Origin of the sequence: Arthrobacter sp. NQ7 (assembly GCF_029581595.2) — a bacterium.
Taxonomy (GTDB): domain Bacteria; phylum Actinomycetota; class Actinomycetes; order Actinomycetales; family Micrococcaceae; genus Arthrobacter; species Arthrobacter phenanthrenivorans_B.
In genome coordinates this window covers 89859-105418 of record NZ_JARFXU020000005.1, presented here as the reverse complement: position 1 = coordinate 105418, position 15560 = coordinate 89859, and the positions used below count along the sequence as shown (strand labels likewise).

Sequence of the window (15560 nt, the reverse complement as noted above, 5' to 3'; positions counted from 1 at the left end):
ATGGTTCCTGGGCAGGGCAGCCATGCGGCAAAAAGGGACTGCCGGCATGGTGCTGGCAACCGTACGTTGCCAGCAAAGCAGAACGCGCTGCCCTCCTGCCGGGGTAACGGCGGAAGGGCAGCGCGCCCCGCGGTTCGGTGCTTACTTGGTGGGGCTGGACTTCGACTCGACCTTGACGGTGCCGGAGATGATGTCCTTCTTGAGCTGGTCCAGTTCGCTCTTGAGGTCCGCCGGCACGGCGGAATCGAGATCATGGAATGGAGCCAGGGCCACCCCGCCGTTTGCCAGGGTTCCGATGTACGGGGAGGCGTCGAACTTGCCGTCCTTGTCGTCCTTGATCACCGATTCCACAGCAGTGGCCATGGTCTTCTGGACGGAGGAGAGGATGACGGACTTGTAATCCGGGGCAGTCAGGTAGCCATCCGAGTCAACCCAGATGAGCTTCGCGTCCTTGCCCTTGGACTTTGCGTCGAGAATCGCGCTGCCTGCGCCGCCGCCGACGGGTCCCGCCACAGGGAGGACAATGTCGGCTCCCTGGTCAAGGAAGCCCTGGGTCAGGACCTTGCCCTTGTCCACCTGCTTGAAGTCGCCAACGAAGGTGCCGTCCTGTTTGTCCTTGTCCCAGCCGATGAGCTGGACGCTCTTGCCCTTCTTTTCGTTGTAGTACTTCACGCCGTCGGCGAAGCCGTCCATGAAGATGGTCACGGTGGGGATGTTGATGCCGCCGAAGGTGGCCACTTTGCCGGTCTTGGAGGTGCCGGCGGCGAGGTAGCCCGCCAGGAACGCGGCCTGGGCCGTGTCATAGACGATCGGCTTGACGTTCTTGGGGAAGGTGGGGTCGTTGTAGTCGATGATGGCGAAGTGGCTGTTAGGGTTGGCGGTCGCAATGGACTTGGTGGCGTCGCCGAGCAGGAAGCCTACGGTGACCGTAAGCTTGCAGCCCTGCTGGACCATGGAGCGGAGGTTGGGGTCGTAATCGGTGTCAGCCTTGGACTGGACGTGCTTCTCCTGGATGCCGAGATCCTTAACGGCGCTCTGCAGGCCCTCGTAGCCGGACTGGTTGAACGACTTGTCGTCGAATCCGCCTGAGTCGGACACCATGCACGCTGTGTAATCCGATGCGGTGGCTGAACCTGAGGGGCCGGACGAGGAGGGAGGGGCTCCGCAACCGCTGAGCAGCAAGGCGGACGCACCGAGGGTGGCCACGCCGGCCATTGAACCGCGCTTGAAGCTGGCACGCAGTGATTTCTTCAATTTTCCTCCAGGGATGATGCGAGTGGCGCTACGGGCTGGAATTCAATGAGTGTCCGTTTCGGCGCTGAAATTCTGTTTTCACTGAAGGCACGCAGCACTGCGCCGGAGCGCACTGATGGCACTTACTTTAGTGGCCTGCGCCACGTCCCCATAGCACGGCGGGAGCCCATCCGGGAGATTGTTTACAAGTTGTTACCAAGCAGTAGGGGCACCGCGCCATGCGGTGCCCCTCATATTGGTTCGTGCTGCAGCCGGCTACAGCCGGACCAGCATCTTGCCGGTGTTGGCGCCGTCCAGAAGGTCCATGAAGGCCTGCGGAGCGTTCTCCAGCCCGTCCACGATCGTCTCGTCGTAACGCACGGTCCCGTCGGCCAGCCAGCCGGCCATCTTCTCCGCGAACTCGGCCGCGTGCTGCCGCTGCCCGCCCACCAGGAAGCCGCGCAGGGTCAGCTGCTTGCCGATGGCCTGCATGAGGTTGTGGGGGGCGGGGGTGGGTTCGGTGGAGTTGTACTGGGCGATGGCGCCGCACATTGCCACGCGGCCCCCGACGTTCAGGACGGCCAGGGCGGCTTCGAGGTGCTCGCCGCCCACATTGTCGAAGTAGACATCGATGCCGGCCGGGCCAGCGGCCTTCTCCAGTTGCTCGAGGACGGGGCCGTCGTGGTAGTCGAAGGCGGCGTCGAAGCCGAGTTCCAGGAGCCGGGCCACCTTGGCGGGCGAGCCTGCAGAGCCGATGACCCGCGAGGCGCCCATGGCCTTGGCGATCTGGCCCACCAGGGAGCCCACCGCACCTGCGGCGCCGGAGACGAATACGGCGTCCCCCGGCTTGAATTCCGCTACCTTCAACAGGCCGGTGTAGGCCGTCAGCCCGGTCATGCCCAGGGCGCCGAGGAAAGCCGACGCCGGTGCCAGGTCAGTGCGGGCAGGGGTGGCAGCATTGCCGTCCACCACCGCATACTCCCGCCAACCCAGGGAGTGGACGACGACGTCGCCCTCCTGGTGTGCCGACGAACGGGACGCGATCACCTCACCCACCGCACCGCCGTCGAGCGCTTTGCCCACCGCGAAGGGGGCGGAGTAGGACTTGACGTCGTTCATGCGGCCCCGCATGTAGGGGTCCACGGACATGAAGAGGTTGCGCACCAGGATCTGGCCGTCTTCAAGTGCGGGCAGCGGTGACTCTGCGAGTTCGAAGTTCTCACCGGACGGGCGCCCCACGGGGCGGGAGGCCAGGCGGATTTCACGGGTGGTGGTGGCAAGGGCGGTGCTCATGCTGCGTACTCCAGGATCTTGAGGTCGACGGCGATGTTGCCGCGCGTGGCGTTCGAATAGGGGCAGACTTCGTGCGCTTTGGCGACGAGGTCTTCAGCCGTGGCCAGGTCCAGTGCCGGCAGGGCGATTTCCAGTTCGGCGGCCAGTCCGAAGCCGGCGCCCCCGTCCAGCTGTCCCAGATGGATCTTCGCTGCCACTGCCGAATCCGTCAGGTCGGCGCCTGCCTTGCGGCCGACAAGGCGCAGGGCCGAGTGGAAGCAGGCGGCGTACCCTGCGGCAAAGAGCTGTTCAGGGTTGGTGCCCTGGCCGCTGCCACCGAGTTCGACCGGGCTGGCGAGGGCCACTGCGAGTTTGCCGTCGTTGCTGCGGGCAGCGCCGTCACGGCCTTCGCCCGAGGCCAGGGCCTCTGCGGTGTAGAGAGTCTTCACGAAAGATATCCGTCCTGTTGTTGGGATGGTGCAGTATTCAGGGTTCACAGTGATTCGTGCAGTGCCGCCGTGAGCTTGCCGAGCGTGGTCCGCAGTTGTTCAAGCTCTTCCAGGGAGAGTCCGGCGGCATCGGCCAGCCGCTGCGGAATGGCACTCGCCGGGCCGCTGAGGTTCCGTCCGGCGGGCGTCAGGTGGATCGCAACGCGGCGCTCGTCCTCGCCGGACCGCCGCCGTTCCACCAGCCCCAGCGTTTCCAGCCGTTTGAGCAGCGGCGACAGGGTGCCGGAATCGAGGCCAAGTTCCCCGCCAAGCTCCTTCACGCCCCGGGGTTCGCTTTCCCACAGGACCAGCATCACCAGGTACTGCGGGTACGTGAGTCCCAGCTCATCCAGGACCGGCCGGTAGACGGCGGTGGCGGCGCGGGATGCCGAATAGAGCGCAAAACATACTTGCCGGTCAAGGCGGGGTGCTTCGGTCATGACACAACAGTAACGCACAACTAAGTTGTGCACAACTTACCGCAAGGTCAGGCGCCCTGGGGAGCAGCCGGGTACTCTGCTTGCCGTCCTGGAACAGCAGTGCCTGGTATCCCCGCCGGGTCACGGGGATACCAGGCACGGTTGTCAGGAGACCGGGCCCTGCTCCAGGTCGCGGATGGTCCGGAGGGCCGCTGCCGTCAGCACCCGGATGCCCAGGCCGAGGGAGCGCTCGTCCAGGATGTAGTCGCCGCGGTGCAGGTCGTAATCCTCGCCGCCCGGCGTTTTGGTGCCCAGGCGCATCATGGCCCCGGGAAGTTCGGCGAGGAACCATGCAAAGTCCTCCCCACCCATCGACTGCGGCGTCAGCACCACGGCGCTTTCGCCGATCTCGGCCCGCGCTGCAGCCTCGATGATGGCAGTCTCGTGCTCGGAGTTCACCACCGGAGGCACGCCCCTGGTGTGCTCCAGGTGGACGTCCACGCCGTACGGCGCGGCCACCTGGTGGACCACTTCGTCAAGGAGTTCGCCGGCGGCATGCCAGGCATCCCGGTCCAGGCAGCGCATGGTTCCCGCCATGTAGCCGCTGCCGGGTATGGCGTTCGGTGCCGAGCCGGCCGTGATCTGGCCCCAGACCACGGACACGCCGCTGCGGACGTCCACGCGGCGGGACAGGACAGCCGGAACGTTCACGGCGATCTGCGCCAGCGCGAACACCAGGTCCTCGGTGAGGTGCGGGCGGGAAGTGTGGCCGCCGCGGCCTGACAGTTCAATCCGGATGGTGTCCGAGGCGGAGGTGATGGCACCGATGCGCGTTCCCACCTTGCCCACTTCGATGCGCGGATCGCAGTGCAGCGCCAGGATGCGGGGCACTCCGTCGAGCACGCCCTGCTCAATGCAGGAATGCGCACCGCCGGGCATGGTTTCCTCGGCGGGCTGGAAGATGATGCGGACGGTGGCGCCGAGGGGAGATTCCTGGTGCATGCGGTGCAGGACCAGGGCGATGCCCAGCATGGTGGTGGTGTGCACGTCGTGGCCGCAGGCGTGGGTGACGCCGTGGTTCTTGGACGCGAACGGGAGCCCGGTTTCCTCGATAATGGGCAGGGCGTCGATGTCGCCGCGGAGGGCAGTGGCGATAGGCCCCTCCCCCACATCCACCGTCAGGCCGGTGCCTTCCAGGCGGCGGGGGCTCAGCCCTGCGGCCTCCAGCCGCTCGGCGAGCTTGTCGGTGGTGCGGAACTCCTTGAAGGACAGCTCCGGGTGCGCATGCAGGTCCCGCCGGAATTCGATCAGTTCCGGCAGGAGCGGTTCGAGCCACGGAGCCACCAAAGCGGTGGGCTCGGCTTCAGTCGTGTAATTGCGCACTGTTTCACTCTAGCGAGGGTGTTGGGTTAAGCGCCCATTCACTGACGCAGCATTACATCCGGGTCCTGCCGGCAGGTGCCGCGCCGGCAGGACCCACGGGAAAACGGCCGGTCAGAGGACGTCGGTGTCCCCGCTGGCCTTGAGCGCATCCACGGCCGCCTTCACGCGCTGCGAATTCGCCATGGTGGTCACCAGCAGGGCGTCCGGGGTGTCGACGATGACCACATCCTCGATGCCGATCAGGGCGATCACCCGCTTGGTGTCCGTAACCACCACGCCGCTTGAGTTCTCGGTGAACACCCGCGCGCCCTCGCCGAGGACGGTAACGTCATCCACTTCCTTGGCGCTGTTCAGGCGGCCCACGGAGGCGAAGTCGCCGACGTCGTCCCAGCGGAAGGTCCCGGGCACGACGGCGACGTCCCCGGCTTCGGCGGCGGGCTCGGCCACTGCATAGTCAATGGCGATCTTCGGCAGGGTGGGCCAGATCCGCGCCGTGACCTCGTCGCGCTGGGGGGTGTCCCAGGCCCGGGCAATTTCCTGCAGGCCCTGGAACAGCTCGGGCTGGTTGGCCTCAAGGTGCTTAAGCATCAGGGACACGGGCGCCACGAACATGCCGGCGTTCCAGACATAGTCACCGCTGTCCACGTACTGCTGGGCCACCACTTCATCGGGCTTTTCAACGAATTCCACGACGTCGTGGGCGCTGGGCGCACCCTCGATGTTCAGCGCCTTGCCGGAGCGGATGTATCCGAAGCCGGTTGACGGGTGGGTGGGCTTGATGCCGATCGTCACGATCTTGCCGGCCGCGGCGGTGTGGATCGCTTCACGGACGGCCTCCTGGAACAGCTGGTCGGGGCTGATCACCTGGTCGGCGGCGAAGGACCCCATGATGGTGTCCGGGTCGCGTTCATGCAGGATCGCCGCGGCGAGGCCAATGGCCGCGCCGGAATCCTTGGGCTCCGACTCAAGGACGAGGTCCGCGTCATGGACCTCGGGGAGCTGGCGGCACACGGCGTCCCGGTGGGCCTGGCCGGTGACCACCAGCATCCGGTTGCCCGCGAGCGGGTGCAGCCGGTCATAGGTGGCGCGCAGCAGGGTGCTGCCCGACCCGGTGAGATCGTGAAGGAACTTGGGAGCTGCTGCACGTGACAGGGGCCAGAGGCGGGTCCCCACTCCGCCTGCCGGAATCACCGCTATGAAACGGTCAAGGGGTGAAGCCGGGCTTGTCACTTTGTCTGTACTCATCACGGCCTACTTTAGCCGACGGGCCGCAACCCTCCCCCTTGGCGGCGCGGAGGGCCCGATTCGCCGCGGGCCTGCACCTAAACAGCCGCAATCATGTGGTGTTCGTCTCATTTCGCCGGAAAATCCGCTCCAGTACTGGGCACCAACAATCACTGAAATTGAATAAGCTGGTAGCGAAGCCTAGATTTAGGCCTGAGCTACGAGTGCTCTCGCAGCAGGCGTTCCCCCCGCATGGATCTCATGCCAGCGCCGCTGTGTTGCAGGGAGGTTTATCAGTGCCGACAAAACCAGCTGGCACCTTGTACCGCGGCCGTGAAGGCATGTGGTCCTGGGTAGGACACCGCATTACCGGTGTAGTGATCTTTTTCTTCTTGTTGGTCCACGTCCTGGACACCTCCTTGGTGCGTGTGTCACCGGAGGCCTACACCGCTGTGATCGGCGCCTACAAGAACCCCCTGATGGCGCTGGGCGAGACCGGCCTCGTTGCCGCCATCGTCTTCCACGCCTTCAACGGCCTGCGGATCATTGCCGTCGACTTCTGGAAGAAGGGCGCCAAGTACCAGCGGCAGATGCTGTGGGCAGTCCTGGCCCTGTGGGTCGTGACCATGGTCGCCTTCTCCATCCGCCACCTGTCCCTCGCCCTCGGAGGTCACTAAGCCATGACTGCAACCATCGAGAGCCCCCGCAGCGGGCGGATCGCTCCCCAGTACCGCCGCAGCAGCGGCTCCAAGGGCAATTTCGAAATGATTGCCTGGCTGTTCATGCGCCTGTCCGGCGTGGTGCTGGTGGTCCTCATCTTCGGCCACCTGTTCGTGAACCTCATGGTGGGCGAAGGCATCCACGCCATCGACTTCGGCTTCGTGGCCGGCAAGTGGGCAGACCCGTTCTGGCAGGTCTGGGACCTGGCCATGCTCTGGCTGGCCATGCTGCATGGCACAAACGGTGTGCGCACCATCATCAACGACTACGCAGAGAAGACGTCCACCCGCCGCTGGCTGAAGACCGTTCTCTACGCTGCCGCCGTCGTCATCATCCTCCTGGGCACCCTGGTCATCTTCACCTTCAACCCGTGCCCCGTGGTGAACGGCGTTGCCCTTCCGGGCGGATTCTGCCCTGCCTAGCACTGGCACACCCCCGGGGCCCGCGGGCTTATCCGCGGGCCCTGTTTTGCGGAGCAGGCAAAGCCGCCCCGTTGTTTCATAGCGAATTTTGAGAGAAAGAGCGTCTGGTATGCAGGTCCATAAGTACGACGTCGTCATCGTCGGTGCCGGTGGCGCTGGCATGCGCGCCGCGATCGAATCCGGTCAGCGCGCGCGCACAGCAGTACTGACCAAGCTCTACCCCACCCGCTCGCACACAGGTGCGGCGCAGGGTGGCATGTGCGCAGCCCTTGCCAACGTCGAGGAAGACAACTGGGAATGGCACACGTTCGACACCGTCAAGGGCGGCGACTACCTGGTTGACCAGGACGCGGCCGAGGTCATGGCCAAGGAAGCCATCGACGCCGTGCTGGACCTGGAAAAGATGGGCCTGCCCTTCAACCGAACCCCGGAAGGCCGGATCGACCAGCGCCGGTTCGGCGGCCACACCCGCGACCACGGCAAGGCTCCGGTCCGCCGTGCATGCTACGCCGCGGACCGCACCGGCCACATGATCCTGCAGACCCTGTACCAAAACTGCGTCAAGCACAACGTTGAGTTCTACAACGAGTACTACGTCCTGGACCTGCTGACGGTCGAAGAGGACGCTGTCCGCGAAGACGGCACGCCCTACAAGCAAAAGCGCGTGGCCGGCGTGGTTTCCTACGACCTCGCCTCCGGTGAACTGCACGTGTTCCAGGCCAAGTCCGTGGTGTTCGCCTCCGGCGGCGCCGGCAAGGTCTTCAAGACCACGTCCAACGCCCACACCCTGACCGGTGACGGCATGGGCATCGCCTTCCGCCGCGGCATTCCCCTGGAGGACATGGAGTTCTTCCAGTTCCACCCCACCGGACTTGCCGGCCTGGGCATCCTGCTCTCCGAGGCCGCCCGCGGTGAAGGCGCCATCCTGCGCAACTCCGAGGGTGAGCGCTTCATGGAGCGCTACGCCCCCACCATCAAGGACCTCGCGCCGCGTGACATCGTGGCCCGTTCCATGGCCAACGAGGTACGCGAGGGCCGCGGCTGCGGCCCGAACAAGGACTACGTCCTCCTGGACCTGACCCACCTGGAGCCGGCGCACATCGATGCCAAGCTTCCGGACATCACCGAGTTCGCCCGCACCTACCTGGGCGTGGAGCCGTACACCGAGCCGGTACCGGTGTTCCCCACCGCCCACTACGCCATGGGCGGCATCCCGACGAACATCGAGACCGAGGTCCTGCAGGACAACGACACCGTTGTTCCTGGCCTCTTCGCCGCCGGTGAAGTTGCCTGCGTTTCCGTCCACGGCTCCAACCGCCTGGGCACCAACTCCCTGCTGGACATCAACGTGTTCGGCAAGCGCGCCGGCATCGCCGCCGCGGAATACGCCAAGAGTGCCCCGTTCGTGGAACTGCCGGAGAACCCGCTGGCCTACACCACAGAACTGCTGGACATTGCCCGCAACGGCAACGGCGACGAGAAGGTGGCGCAGATCCGCAAGGAACTGCAGGACACCATGGACGCCAACATGCAGGTGTTCCGTACGGCGGATACCCTGAACCAGGTGCTGCGGGACATCGCGTCCTTCGAGGAGCGGTACAAGCGCATCAACGTCCAGGACAAGGGCAAGCGTTTCAACCTGGACCTGCTCGAGGCCGTTGAGCTCGGCTTCCTGCTGGAACTGGCCAAGGTCATGACCGTGGCCGCCCTGCACCGCGAGGAATCCCGCGGCGGACACTTCCGCGAGGACTTCCCCGAGCGTGACGACGAGAAATTCATGAAGCACTCCATGGCGTACAAGGATGACCATGCGCCGGCTGACGGATCGGCGGAATCAATCGCCGGCATCCGGCTGGCCACCAAGCCGGTTGTCTTTACCCGCTACGAGCCGATGGTGAGGAAGTACTAAGATGTCCGCTGAAATCGCTGAGCCAGCCTCAAAGGTTGAACTTCCTGCCGGCGTCGGCGGGGGCGGGGAAATCCCCACCTTCGATGTGCACCTTCGGGTCCGCCGGTACAACCCGGAAGTTTCCGCGGAAGCCACCTGGGACGACTTCCACCTGACCATGTACGGCACGGACCGTGTCCTGGACGCCCTGCACAAGGTCAAGTGGGAGACGGACGGAACCCTGTCCTTCCGCCGCTCCTGCGCCCACGGCGTCTGCGGCTCGGACGCCATGCGCATCAACGGCCGCAACCGCCTTGCCTGCAAGACGCTGCTGAAGGACCTGGACACGTCCAAGCCCATCACTGTGGAGCCCATCAAGGGCCTGCCGGTGGAGAAGGACCTCATCGTGGACATGGAACCCTTCTTCCAGTCGTACCGCGAGGTCATGCCGTTCCTCATCAACAAGGGCCACGAGCCCACCCGGGAACGCCTGCAGTCGGCCGAGGACCGGGAGCGCTTCGACGACACCACCAAGTGCATCCTGTGCGCTGCGTGCACGTCCTCCTGCCCCGTGTTCTGGACGGACGGGCAGTACTTCGGACCCGCCGCGATCGTCAACGCCCACCGCTTCATCTTCGATTCCCGTGATGACGCCGGCGACATGCGCCTGGAGATCCTCAACGACAAGGAAGGCGTGTGGCGCTGCCGCACCACCTTCAACTGCTCCGAGGCGTGCCCCCGCGGCATCCAGGTCACCCAGGCCATCGCGGAGGTCAAGCAGGCCATCCTGGCCCGTAAGATCTAGGCAGTTCCACCAACAGTTTCAACGGCCGACGGCGTCGCTCACCACGTGTGGTGGCGGCGCCGTCGTCGTTTCCGTACCAACCACCAGAGCAACCTGGCCCGTACGCACGAAAGGCGACAGCATGTCCCGCTCCGAGAAAGTGTCCTTCGCCGGTTCCACAGGCGAGATGCTGTCAGGAATCGTCGACCTGCCCGAAGGTCCCGTCAAGGGCTGGGGAGTGTTTTCGCACGGATTCACCCTTGGCAAGGACAGCCCCTCCGCGTCGCGGATGTGCAAGGCACTTGCTGACAGCGGGATCGGGATGCTGCGTTTCGACAACCTCGGCCTTGGCGGATCCGCCGGGGAATGGTCGGCCGGTTCGTTCAGCCACAAAGTGGCAGACACGGTGAAGGCCGCGGAGTTCATGCGCAGCCAGGGCAGGGAGATCTCCCTGCTGGTGGGGCACTCGTTCGGCGGGGCAGCTGTGCTGGCAGCCGCCCGGGACATCCCGGAGCTTGATGCCGTCGCCACGGTGGGAGCACCCTTCTCCCCCAAGCACGTGGCCCACGTCTTCGACGCGGCGCTGGACAGGATCCTCAGTGAGGGCAGCGCGGAGGTGGACCTTGGCGGCAAGCGGGTGGAAATCCGCCGGCACTTCGTGGAGGACCTGGAGAACGCGGACCTTACAGACTGCATCCGTCAGCTGCACAAGCCGCTGATGGTGCTGCACTCCCCCACCGACAACACCGTGGGGATCGAGAATGCCAGCACCATCTTCCAGACGGCCCGCCATCCCCGGAACTTTGTGTCCCTCGAGGGAAGCGACCACCTGCTGACCGGCAAGGGCCAGGCTGCCCGGGCCGCCCGGATCATCGCCGCCTGGGCGGACCAGTACCTGGATGCAGGGCAGTAGCGGGGCTATTTGCCGATGGCAGCCTTGCTCTCGCTGATCCACTGCTCAGCGGCCTGGGCGGGCGTCAGCCGTTTGAAGAGGACCTCGGTGTTAATCCGGGCTGTGATCTCGGAAACAGCTGTGGAGCCGGTGGGCCCGATGTAGGTGGGGGCGAAGTCCATCTTGCCGATCTGGTTGATGTACTCAGCTTCGACCTTCCCCTGCGGGGTCAGCAGGTCCTGGATGGCAGCGCGCATGCCGGCGTTGCCGGGAATGCCCCTGTCGCTTTGGATGATTTTGGCCGCGGCCTGGTTGTTCACCAGGAAGTTCACCAGTTTGGCCGCGGCGTCCGTGTGCTTGCTGCGTGCGGAGATGGTGTAGAACTGCGATGACTGGAGCCAGATTCCCGGCGTGGGCTTTTCGCCGGGGAGCTTCAGCAACTTCAAGTCAGCGCCGGAGGCTTTGCTGAGGGCCGTCAGCGAATTGCTCCACGTGAGCATCATCCCCGCCTTCCCCATACCCATAAGCGTCTGCTCTGTGCTGACGTTAAGCTTTTCCACAGTTTCGGACGCGCTTGGGGCAGCTCCGGAGTCACTGAGCTTGAGGGAATAGTCGAAGTAGTCCTGCACCGTCTCCTTGGCCAGCCCCAGTTGCCCGTCCTGGGTGTAGAGGGATTCGCCACGCTGGCGGGCAAAGGCATCCAGGGAGTCATGGGTGAGGACGGTGGCCGTTCCGTACGTCCCTTGGGGGCTCTTCGCCGTGATGGCTGCTGCAGTCCTCGCAAAGTCCTCCCAGCTCCAGTTGTTGTCGTCCGGCAGCGGGACCCCGGCTGCAGCGAAGACAGCGGGGTTGACCACGATCGCCAGCGCGTTGGCGCCCGTGGAGACCCCGTACTGCTTGCCCTTGACCTGCCCGTTTTCCAGCGCCCCCTGGTCAATTTTCGAGAGGTCGAGCGAGCCCGACACCTTCGACAAATCCAGGAGGGCTCCACGGTTGGCGTACTCGGCCGGATAGGCGCCGCCCATGGTGATGACGTCGGGCGCATCGTTGGCGGCCATCTGGGTGGCGAGCTTATCGAAATAGCCGCCGATATCGCCGTATTCCGGTTTCACCTTGATGTTGGGGTTGGCCGCCTCGAACTCCGCGATGGCTTTGTTGGTCAGCTCGGCCCGGCCGGTGTTTCCCCACCAGGAGAACCTGATTTCCACCGGCCCGTCTTCCGCGGTATTCCCCGAAGGGCTGGAACAGCCGGCGGTAACGGCCAGGATGGCGGTGGCCGAAAGGATGGCAATGGAGGTGCGAATGCGGCGGATACCTTGGCTCGTCATCGGGCAGGCCTCTTCCTCTGCAAATGGGAAAGCGTTTTCGTGAAACGTATCAACACCGTTTTGTCATCGTCAAGGGTCCGGTGCTTGTTGCTGTGGTCCAGGAAGGTGCCCGAAAAATTTCGTGCGGCTGGACGCAGGCCCCACGTCTTGACAGAGCATCCAACCGACCCAAGGATAGAGTGCTGAAAGCGGTTTCTCAGCTGCCCCTATCCGACTATCAGGAGAGCATGCACCGTGCACAGCCGCAGGAGCATCCCACCGCACGGGGCAACTTCCCCGGAAGGCCCGGAACCCATCGACCGGCACGCCCTGGTGCGGCGCCATAACGTCCTGCAGGAGAGCCTCGACCCACGCAGTCCCGTCTCCGTCGGCAACGGTGAATTCGCATTCACGATGGACCTCACGGGGCTGCAGACCCTGCCGGCGGAGTACCCGGTGGGCGCACGGGACGGACTTCCTCCCGGCACCCTGCTGGGCACCCAGTCCACCTGGGGATGGCACTCCATTCCTGGCGGCGATGATTACAGCCTTGTCGGCTCAACGGTCATCTATAACTCGCCCCACGGACCAGTTCCGTACGTGGACATGGTGGGCGGGATAGTGAACGACCGGGAAACCGGCACGACGGCAGCGGAAACGTGGTTGCGTGCCAACCCGCACCGGCTGGACCTGGGCCGCATCGGATTCCAGATGGCGAAGGACCAGTCCAGCCGGAGCATCAGCGCCTCGGAGCTCTCCGACGCCAGTCAAATACTCGATCTCTGGACCGGGACTGTCACCAGCAGGTTCACCCTTGCCGCTCATCCCGTCACCGTGACCACCGCTTGCCATCCGCATCGTGATGAACTGGGCGTCCGGGTGGAGTCCGGCGCGTTGCGGCAGGGCCTGGCCATCGCCCTCGACTTTCCGTACGGTTCGGAGGCGTGGCATGATGCTGCCGCCTGGGACCAACCCGGAGCGCACACCACTTCCCTTCATGGACCCCATAGTTCAACGTTCCACCCCGGCGTGACCAGCTGGACCATTCAGCGCGAACTCGATGATTCCCGGTACCAGGTGGTGCTCACCGGCCCTGGCCTGAGGGTGGAGCAGACGGAGACACACCGGATCCTGGTACAACCCGGCACGGATTGCGGCCGGGACTTCCTGGACCTCTCCATTGCATTCATGCCGGCGCCGGCCGGCGTTGGCACTCCCCCGGGCCCCGCCGTCGAACATTCCGCCCGCGACGGCGCGCTGCCCGGCAGTACCGTAGCGGCCGCATCGCGTGCCCACTGGCCCCGCTTTTGGGCATCCGGGGGTGCGATCGAACTGGCCGGCACCGCAGATCCGCGGGCCCGTGAACTGGAGCGCCGGATCGTGCTCTCCCAGTACGTCACCGCCGTCAACTGCTCAGGATCGCTGCCGCCGCAGGAAACAGGTCTCGTCTGCAATTCCTGGCGGGGGCGCTTCCATCTCGAGATGCACTGGTGGCATGCTGCCCACTTTGCGCTGTGGGACCGGGTGGAACTCCTGCTGCCCTCCCTGCGGTGGTATGGATCGGTGCTGGAGAGTTCACGGCAGACGGCAAAGGCGCAGGGTTTCGACGGCGCCCGCTGGCCAAAGCAGGTAGGTCCGGACGGCAGGGAGAGCCCCAGCCCGATCGGGACGTTCCTGATCTGGCAGCAGCCCCATCCCATCCACTTGGCGGAACTGGTGTATCGGGCCAATCCCACGCGTGAGGTGCTGGCTGAGTTCGCGGAGGTGGTATTCGAGTCGGCGGCGTTCATGGCCAGCTTCGCGCACCCCACCGCAAGGGGCTTCGAACTGGGGCCACCCCTCATTCCGGCGCAGGAAAGTTACGGATCCCTGCGGGCGTCCGTCAGCAACCCCACGTTCGAATTGGCTTACTGGCAATGGGCCCTCCGGACCGCTTCTGCCTGGCGGGAACGGCTGGGACTGGAACCGGTCCCGTCCTGGGCGGCGGTTGCGGATGGGCTGGTACGGCCGCGCGTGATTGATGGAGTCTATGCGGCCATGGACGTGGCGCCCTTTACCATCAGGACCGATCACCCCTCCATGCTTTGCGCGCTCGGTGTCCTTCCGCTGACGGACCTGATCGACGAATCCACCATGCGCGCCACCCTCGATGATGTCCTGGCCGATTGGGACTGGGACAGTACCTGGGGCTGGGACTACCCTGTGATGGCCATGACGGCAGCGCGCCTGGGCGACCCGGAGGCTGCAGTGGACGCGCTCCTGCTCGGTGCAGCAAAGAATACGGTCCTGCCCAATGGGCATAACCGTCAAACGGATTCGTTGCCTTTGTATTTGCCCGGCAACGGGGGGCTGCTCGCTGCTGCAGCGCTGATGGCGGCAGGGTGGGATGGCGGGCCGGGAAGGCATGCGCCCGGCTTCCCGGCCGACTGGTCGGTGGCCTGCGAAGGCCTCATCCGCGCCCCCTGACGTTCGCTGCGTTCGCTGGCCCCGGCCGTTGCGGCAGGCCCTTGTGGGATTAGGTCTGGGGCGTCGCCCGCCGGGCACCCAGGATGGTTTTGCGCGGAGCACCGCCGGACTCCAGGTCCGCCTCGCGGACGGCCGCCCAGCCAGCAGAGACAAGGTAGACCTGACTGACCAGGTTGAACCAGATCAGCAGGCCGATGATGATGGCGAACGACGCGAGGATCGGGTTGCGGCTGGCTCCGGCCAACAGCTCGGTGCTGAAGATTTGCAGGACCGTGGTGCCGACCGCCGCCAGGACGGTGCCTTCCAGCAATGCCTGCCGGGACAGCTTGAGGCCGGCAGCCAAGCGGTACATGATCAGCGCCGTAACCCAGTTCAGGACCAGCGGTACAACGATCTTGACGGACGTGGTCAGGGGCCCTGCCACGGCATCGCTCAGATGCAGCAATCCCACCACCCAGCCCGCCAGGGTGCCGAAGACAAGGGAAGCGCCCGCGCTGATCACCAGGGCAAGCCCAAGGAGCAGAAGCGTTCCGGCATCGCGCAGTTTCACCAGGATGGGGTTGGCCACGAGCGGCGGAAGTTGCAGGACGCCGCGCAGGCCGTCCCTCATTCCGTTGATCCAGCCCAGCGACGTGACGATGGTGACCACGGCCGCTATCACCGCCGTCCAGCCGAGGCTGCCGGGGTTTAGGAGGTCTTTCGGGTCCACCAGGCCGTCCCCGTTGCCGACCTTGAGGAGGCCGGGGGCGCTTTGCGCCACCGTGGCCACAATCGTGTCAAGGAGGGCCGGCTGCCCGCTGAGGACCAGCCCGGCAATCGAAAAACCCGTGGTCAGCAGACCGGTGATGGAGAAAAACATCCGGAAGCCGATGCCCGCGCTCAACAGGGGTCCGTGCTGCAGGTTGTAGTGCTGGAATGCCCGCATGGGGCGAAAGGTGTTGAGCTTTGCCAGCAGCCATTGGATCAGTGCCATAACGCCGGGCACCGCGCCGCCGCCGGCTCTCCTGGCCTTTCCCCATTCCATGCGCTTCTGGATGACGGCCAGCTTCAGCTGGGCGTGCT

14 protein-coding genes are annotated in these 15560 nt (G+C 65.2%); 6 read left to right on the top strand and 8 right to left on the bottom strand.

Features of this window, described 5'->3' with window-relative positions; genetic code table 11:
• Nucleotides 1-141: 141 nt before the first annotated feature.
• The 6 genes from PUN71_RS08110 to PUN71_RS08085 all read right to left on the bottom strand — a co-directional run bounded on the left by PUN71_RS08110 (nucleotide 142) and on the right by PUN71_RS08085 (nucleotide 6040).
• Nucleotides 142-1254 carry a BMP family lipoprotein gene (locus PUN71_RS08110; RefSeq protein ID WP_043450528.1) on the bottom strand — a complete coding sequence of 371 codons (1113 nt, stop codon included), beginning with the start codon at nucleotides 1252-1254 and terminating at the stop codon, nucleotides 142-144.
• Between the two features lie 255 nt (nucleotides 1255-1509).
• Nucleotides 1510-2526: an NADP-dependent oxidoreductase gene (locus tag PUN71_RS08105; RefSeq protein WP_277797997.1), complete on the bottom strand. Its 1017-nt coding sequence runs from the start codon at nucleotides 2524-2526 to the stop codon at nucleotides 1510-1512.
• Nucleotides 2523-2954, bottom strand: coding sequence for an organic hydroperoxide resistance protein (locus tag PUN71_RS08100; protein ID WP_043450531.1), 432 nt, complete (start codon nucleotides 2952-2954; stop codon nucleotides 2523-2525). The genes PUN71_RS08105 and PUN71_RS08100 overlap by 4 nt, the downstream gene beginning before the upstream one ends.
• Before the next feature lie 44 nt (nucleotides 2955-2998).
• Nucleotides 2999-3433 (bottom strand): MarR family winged helix-turn-helix transcriptional regulator, encoded by a 435-nt coding sequence (locus tag PUN71_RS08095; protein WP_043450533.1) that lies wholly within the window; start codon nucleotides 3431-3433, stop codon nucleotides 2999-3001.
• Nucleotides 3434-3577: 144 nt separating this feature from the next.
• Complete coding sequence (locus tag PUN71_RS08090) at nucleotides 3578-4795, bottom strand: amidohydrolase (protein WP_277797996.1); 1218 nt, start codon at nucleotides 4793-4795, stop codon at nucleotides 3578-3580.
• Between the two features lie 111 nt (nucleotides 4796-4906).
• Nucleotides 4907-6040: a mannose-1-phosphate guanylyltransferase gene (locus PUN71_RS08085; RefSeq protein ID WP_043450537.1), complete on the bottom strand. Its 1134-nt coding sequence runs from the start codon at nucleotides 6038-6040 to the stop codon at nucleotides 4907-4909.
• 275 nt (nucleotides 6041-6315) lie between these two features.
• Here PUN71_RS08085 and sdhC point away from each other — a divergent pair, with 275 nt between their 5' ends.
• The 5 genes from sdhC to PUN71_RS08060 all read left to right on the top strand — a co-directional run bounded on the left by sdhC (nucleotide 6316) and on the right by PUN71_RS08060 (nucleotide 10746).
• Entirely contained in the window at nucleotides 6316-6696 is a 381-nt protein-coding gene (sdhC, locus tag PUN71_RS08080; protein ID WP_081620212.1) for a succinate dehydrogenase, cytochrome b556 subunit, read from the top strand.
• A 3-nt stretch (nucleotides 6697-6699) separates the two neighbouring features.
• Nucleotides 6700-7161: a succinate dehydrogenase hydrophobic membrane anchor subunit gene (locus tag PUN71_RS08075; RefSeq protein ID WP_043450538.1), complete on the top strand. Its 462-nt coding sequence runs from the start codon at nucleotides 6700-6702 to the stop codon at nucleotides 7159-7161.
• A 109-nt stretch (nucleotides 7162-7270) separates the two neighbouring features.
• Nucleotides 7271-9070 (top strand): succinate dehydrogenase flavoprotein subunit, encoded by a 1800-nt coding sequence (gene sdhA, locus PUN71_RS08070; RefSeq protein WP_043450539.1) that lies wholly within the window; start codon nucleotides 7271-7273, stop codon nucleotides 9068-9070.
• Nucleotide 9071: 1 nt separating this feature from the next.
• Nucleotides 9072-9854, top strand: coding sequence for a succinate dehydrogenase iron-sulfur subunit (locus tag PUN71_RS08065; RefSeq protein ID WP_043450540.1), 783 nt, complete (start codon nucleotides 9072-9074; stop codon nucleotides 9852-9854).
• A gap of 121 nt (nucleotides 9855-9975) precedes the next feature.
• On the top strand, nucleotides 9976-10746 hold the full coding sequence (locus tag PUN71_RS08060) for an alpha/beta hydrolase family protein (RefSeq protein ID WP_043450541.1): 771 nt from the start codon (nucleotides 9976-9978) through the stop codon (nucleotides 10744-10746).
• Nucleotides 10747-10751: 5 nt separating this feature from the next.
• Here the strand turns inward: PUN71_RS08060 and PUN71_RS08055 are convergent, their stop codons facing one another.
• The gene (locus PUN71_RS08055) at nucleotides 10752-12053 is read right to left on the bottom strand and encodes an ABC transporter substrate-binding protein (RefSeq protein ID WP_277797995.1); all 1302 of its coding nucleotides are present in this window, start codon (nucleotides 12051-12053) and stop codon (nucleotides 10752-10754) included.
• Between the two features lie 393 nt (nucleotides 12054-12446).
• Between PUN71_RS08055 and PUN71_RS08050 the strand changes: the two genes are divergently transcribed.
• On the top strand, nucleotides 12447-14498 hold the full coding sequence (locus tag PUN71_RS08050; protein ID WP_502860333.1) for a hypothetical protein: 2052 nt from the start codon (nucleotides 12447-12449) through the stop codon (nucleotides 14496-14498).
• A gap of 49 nt (nucleotides 14499-14547) precedes the next feature.
• Here PUN71_RS08050 and PUN71_RS08045 read toward each other — a convergent pair whose 3' ends face one another.
• The gene (locus PUN71_RS08045) at nucleotides 14548-15522 is read right to left on the bottom strand and encodes a YihY/virulence factor BrkB family protein (protein ID WP_082006977.1); all 975 of its coding nucleotides are present in this window, start codon (nucleotides 15520-15522) and stop codon (nucleotides 14548-14550) included.
• Between the last annotated feature and the right edge of the window lie 38 nt (nucleotides 15523-15560).

What these genes read in the sequence shown, in the direction of transcription:
- sdhA (WP_043450539.1), top strand. Translation starts at nt 7,271, where the DNA reads ATGCAGGTCCATAAGTACGACGTCGTCATCGTCGGTGCCGGTGGCGCT.
- PUN71_RS08095 (WP_043450533.1), bottom strand. Translation starts at nt 3,433, where the DNA reads ATGACCGAAGCACCCCGCCTTGACCGGCAAGTATGTTTTGCGCTCTAT.
- PUN71_RS08050 (WP_502860333.1), top strand. Translation starts at nt 12,447, where the DNA reads ATGGACCTCACGGGGCTGCAGACCCTGCCGGCGGAGTACCCGGTGGGC.
- PUN71_RS08105 (WP_277797997.1), bottom strand. Translation starts at nt 2,526, where the DNA reads ATGAGCACCGCCCTTGCCACCACCACCCGTGAAATCCGCCTGGCCTCC.
- PUN71_RS08060 (WP_043450541.1), top strand. Translation starts at nt 9,976, where the DNA reads ATGTCCCGCTCCGAGAAAGTGTCCTTCGCCGGTTCCACAGGCGAGATG.
- PUN71_RS08045 (WP_082006977.1), bottom strand. Translation starts at nt 15,522, where the DNA reads ATGGAATGGGGAAAGGCCAGGAGAGCCGGCGGCGGCGCGGTGCCCGGC.
- PUN71_RS08085 (WP_043450537.1), bottom strand. Translation starts at nt 6,040, where the DNA reads ATGAGTACAGACAAAGTGACAAGCCCGGCTTCACCCCTTGACCGTTTC.
- PUN71_RS08065 (WP_043450540.1), top strand. Translation starts at nt 9,072, where the DNA reads ATGTCCGCTGAAATCGCTGAGCCAGCCTCAAAGGTTGAACTTCCTGCC.
- PUN71_RS08055 (WP_277797995.1), bottom strand. Translation starts at nt 12,053, where the DNA reads ATGACGAGCCAAGGTATCCGCCGCATTCGCACCTCCATTGCCATCCTT.
- PUN71_RS08075 (WP_043450538.1), top strand. Translation starts at nt 6,700, where the DNA reads ATGACTGCAACCATCGAGAGCCCCCGCAGCGGGCGGATCGCTCCCCAG.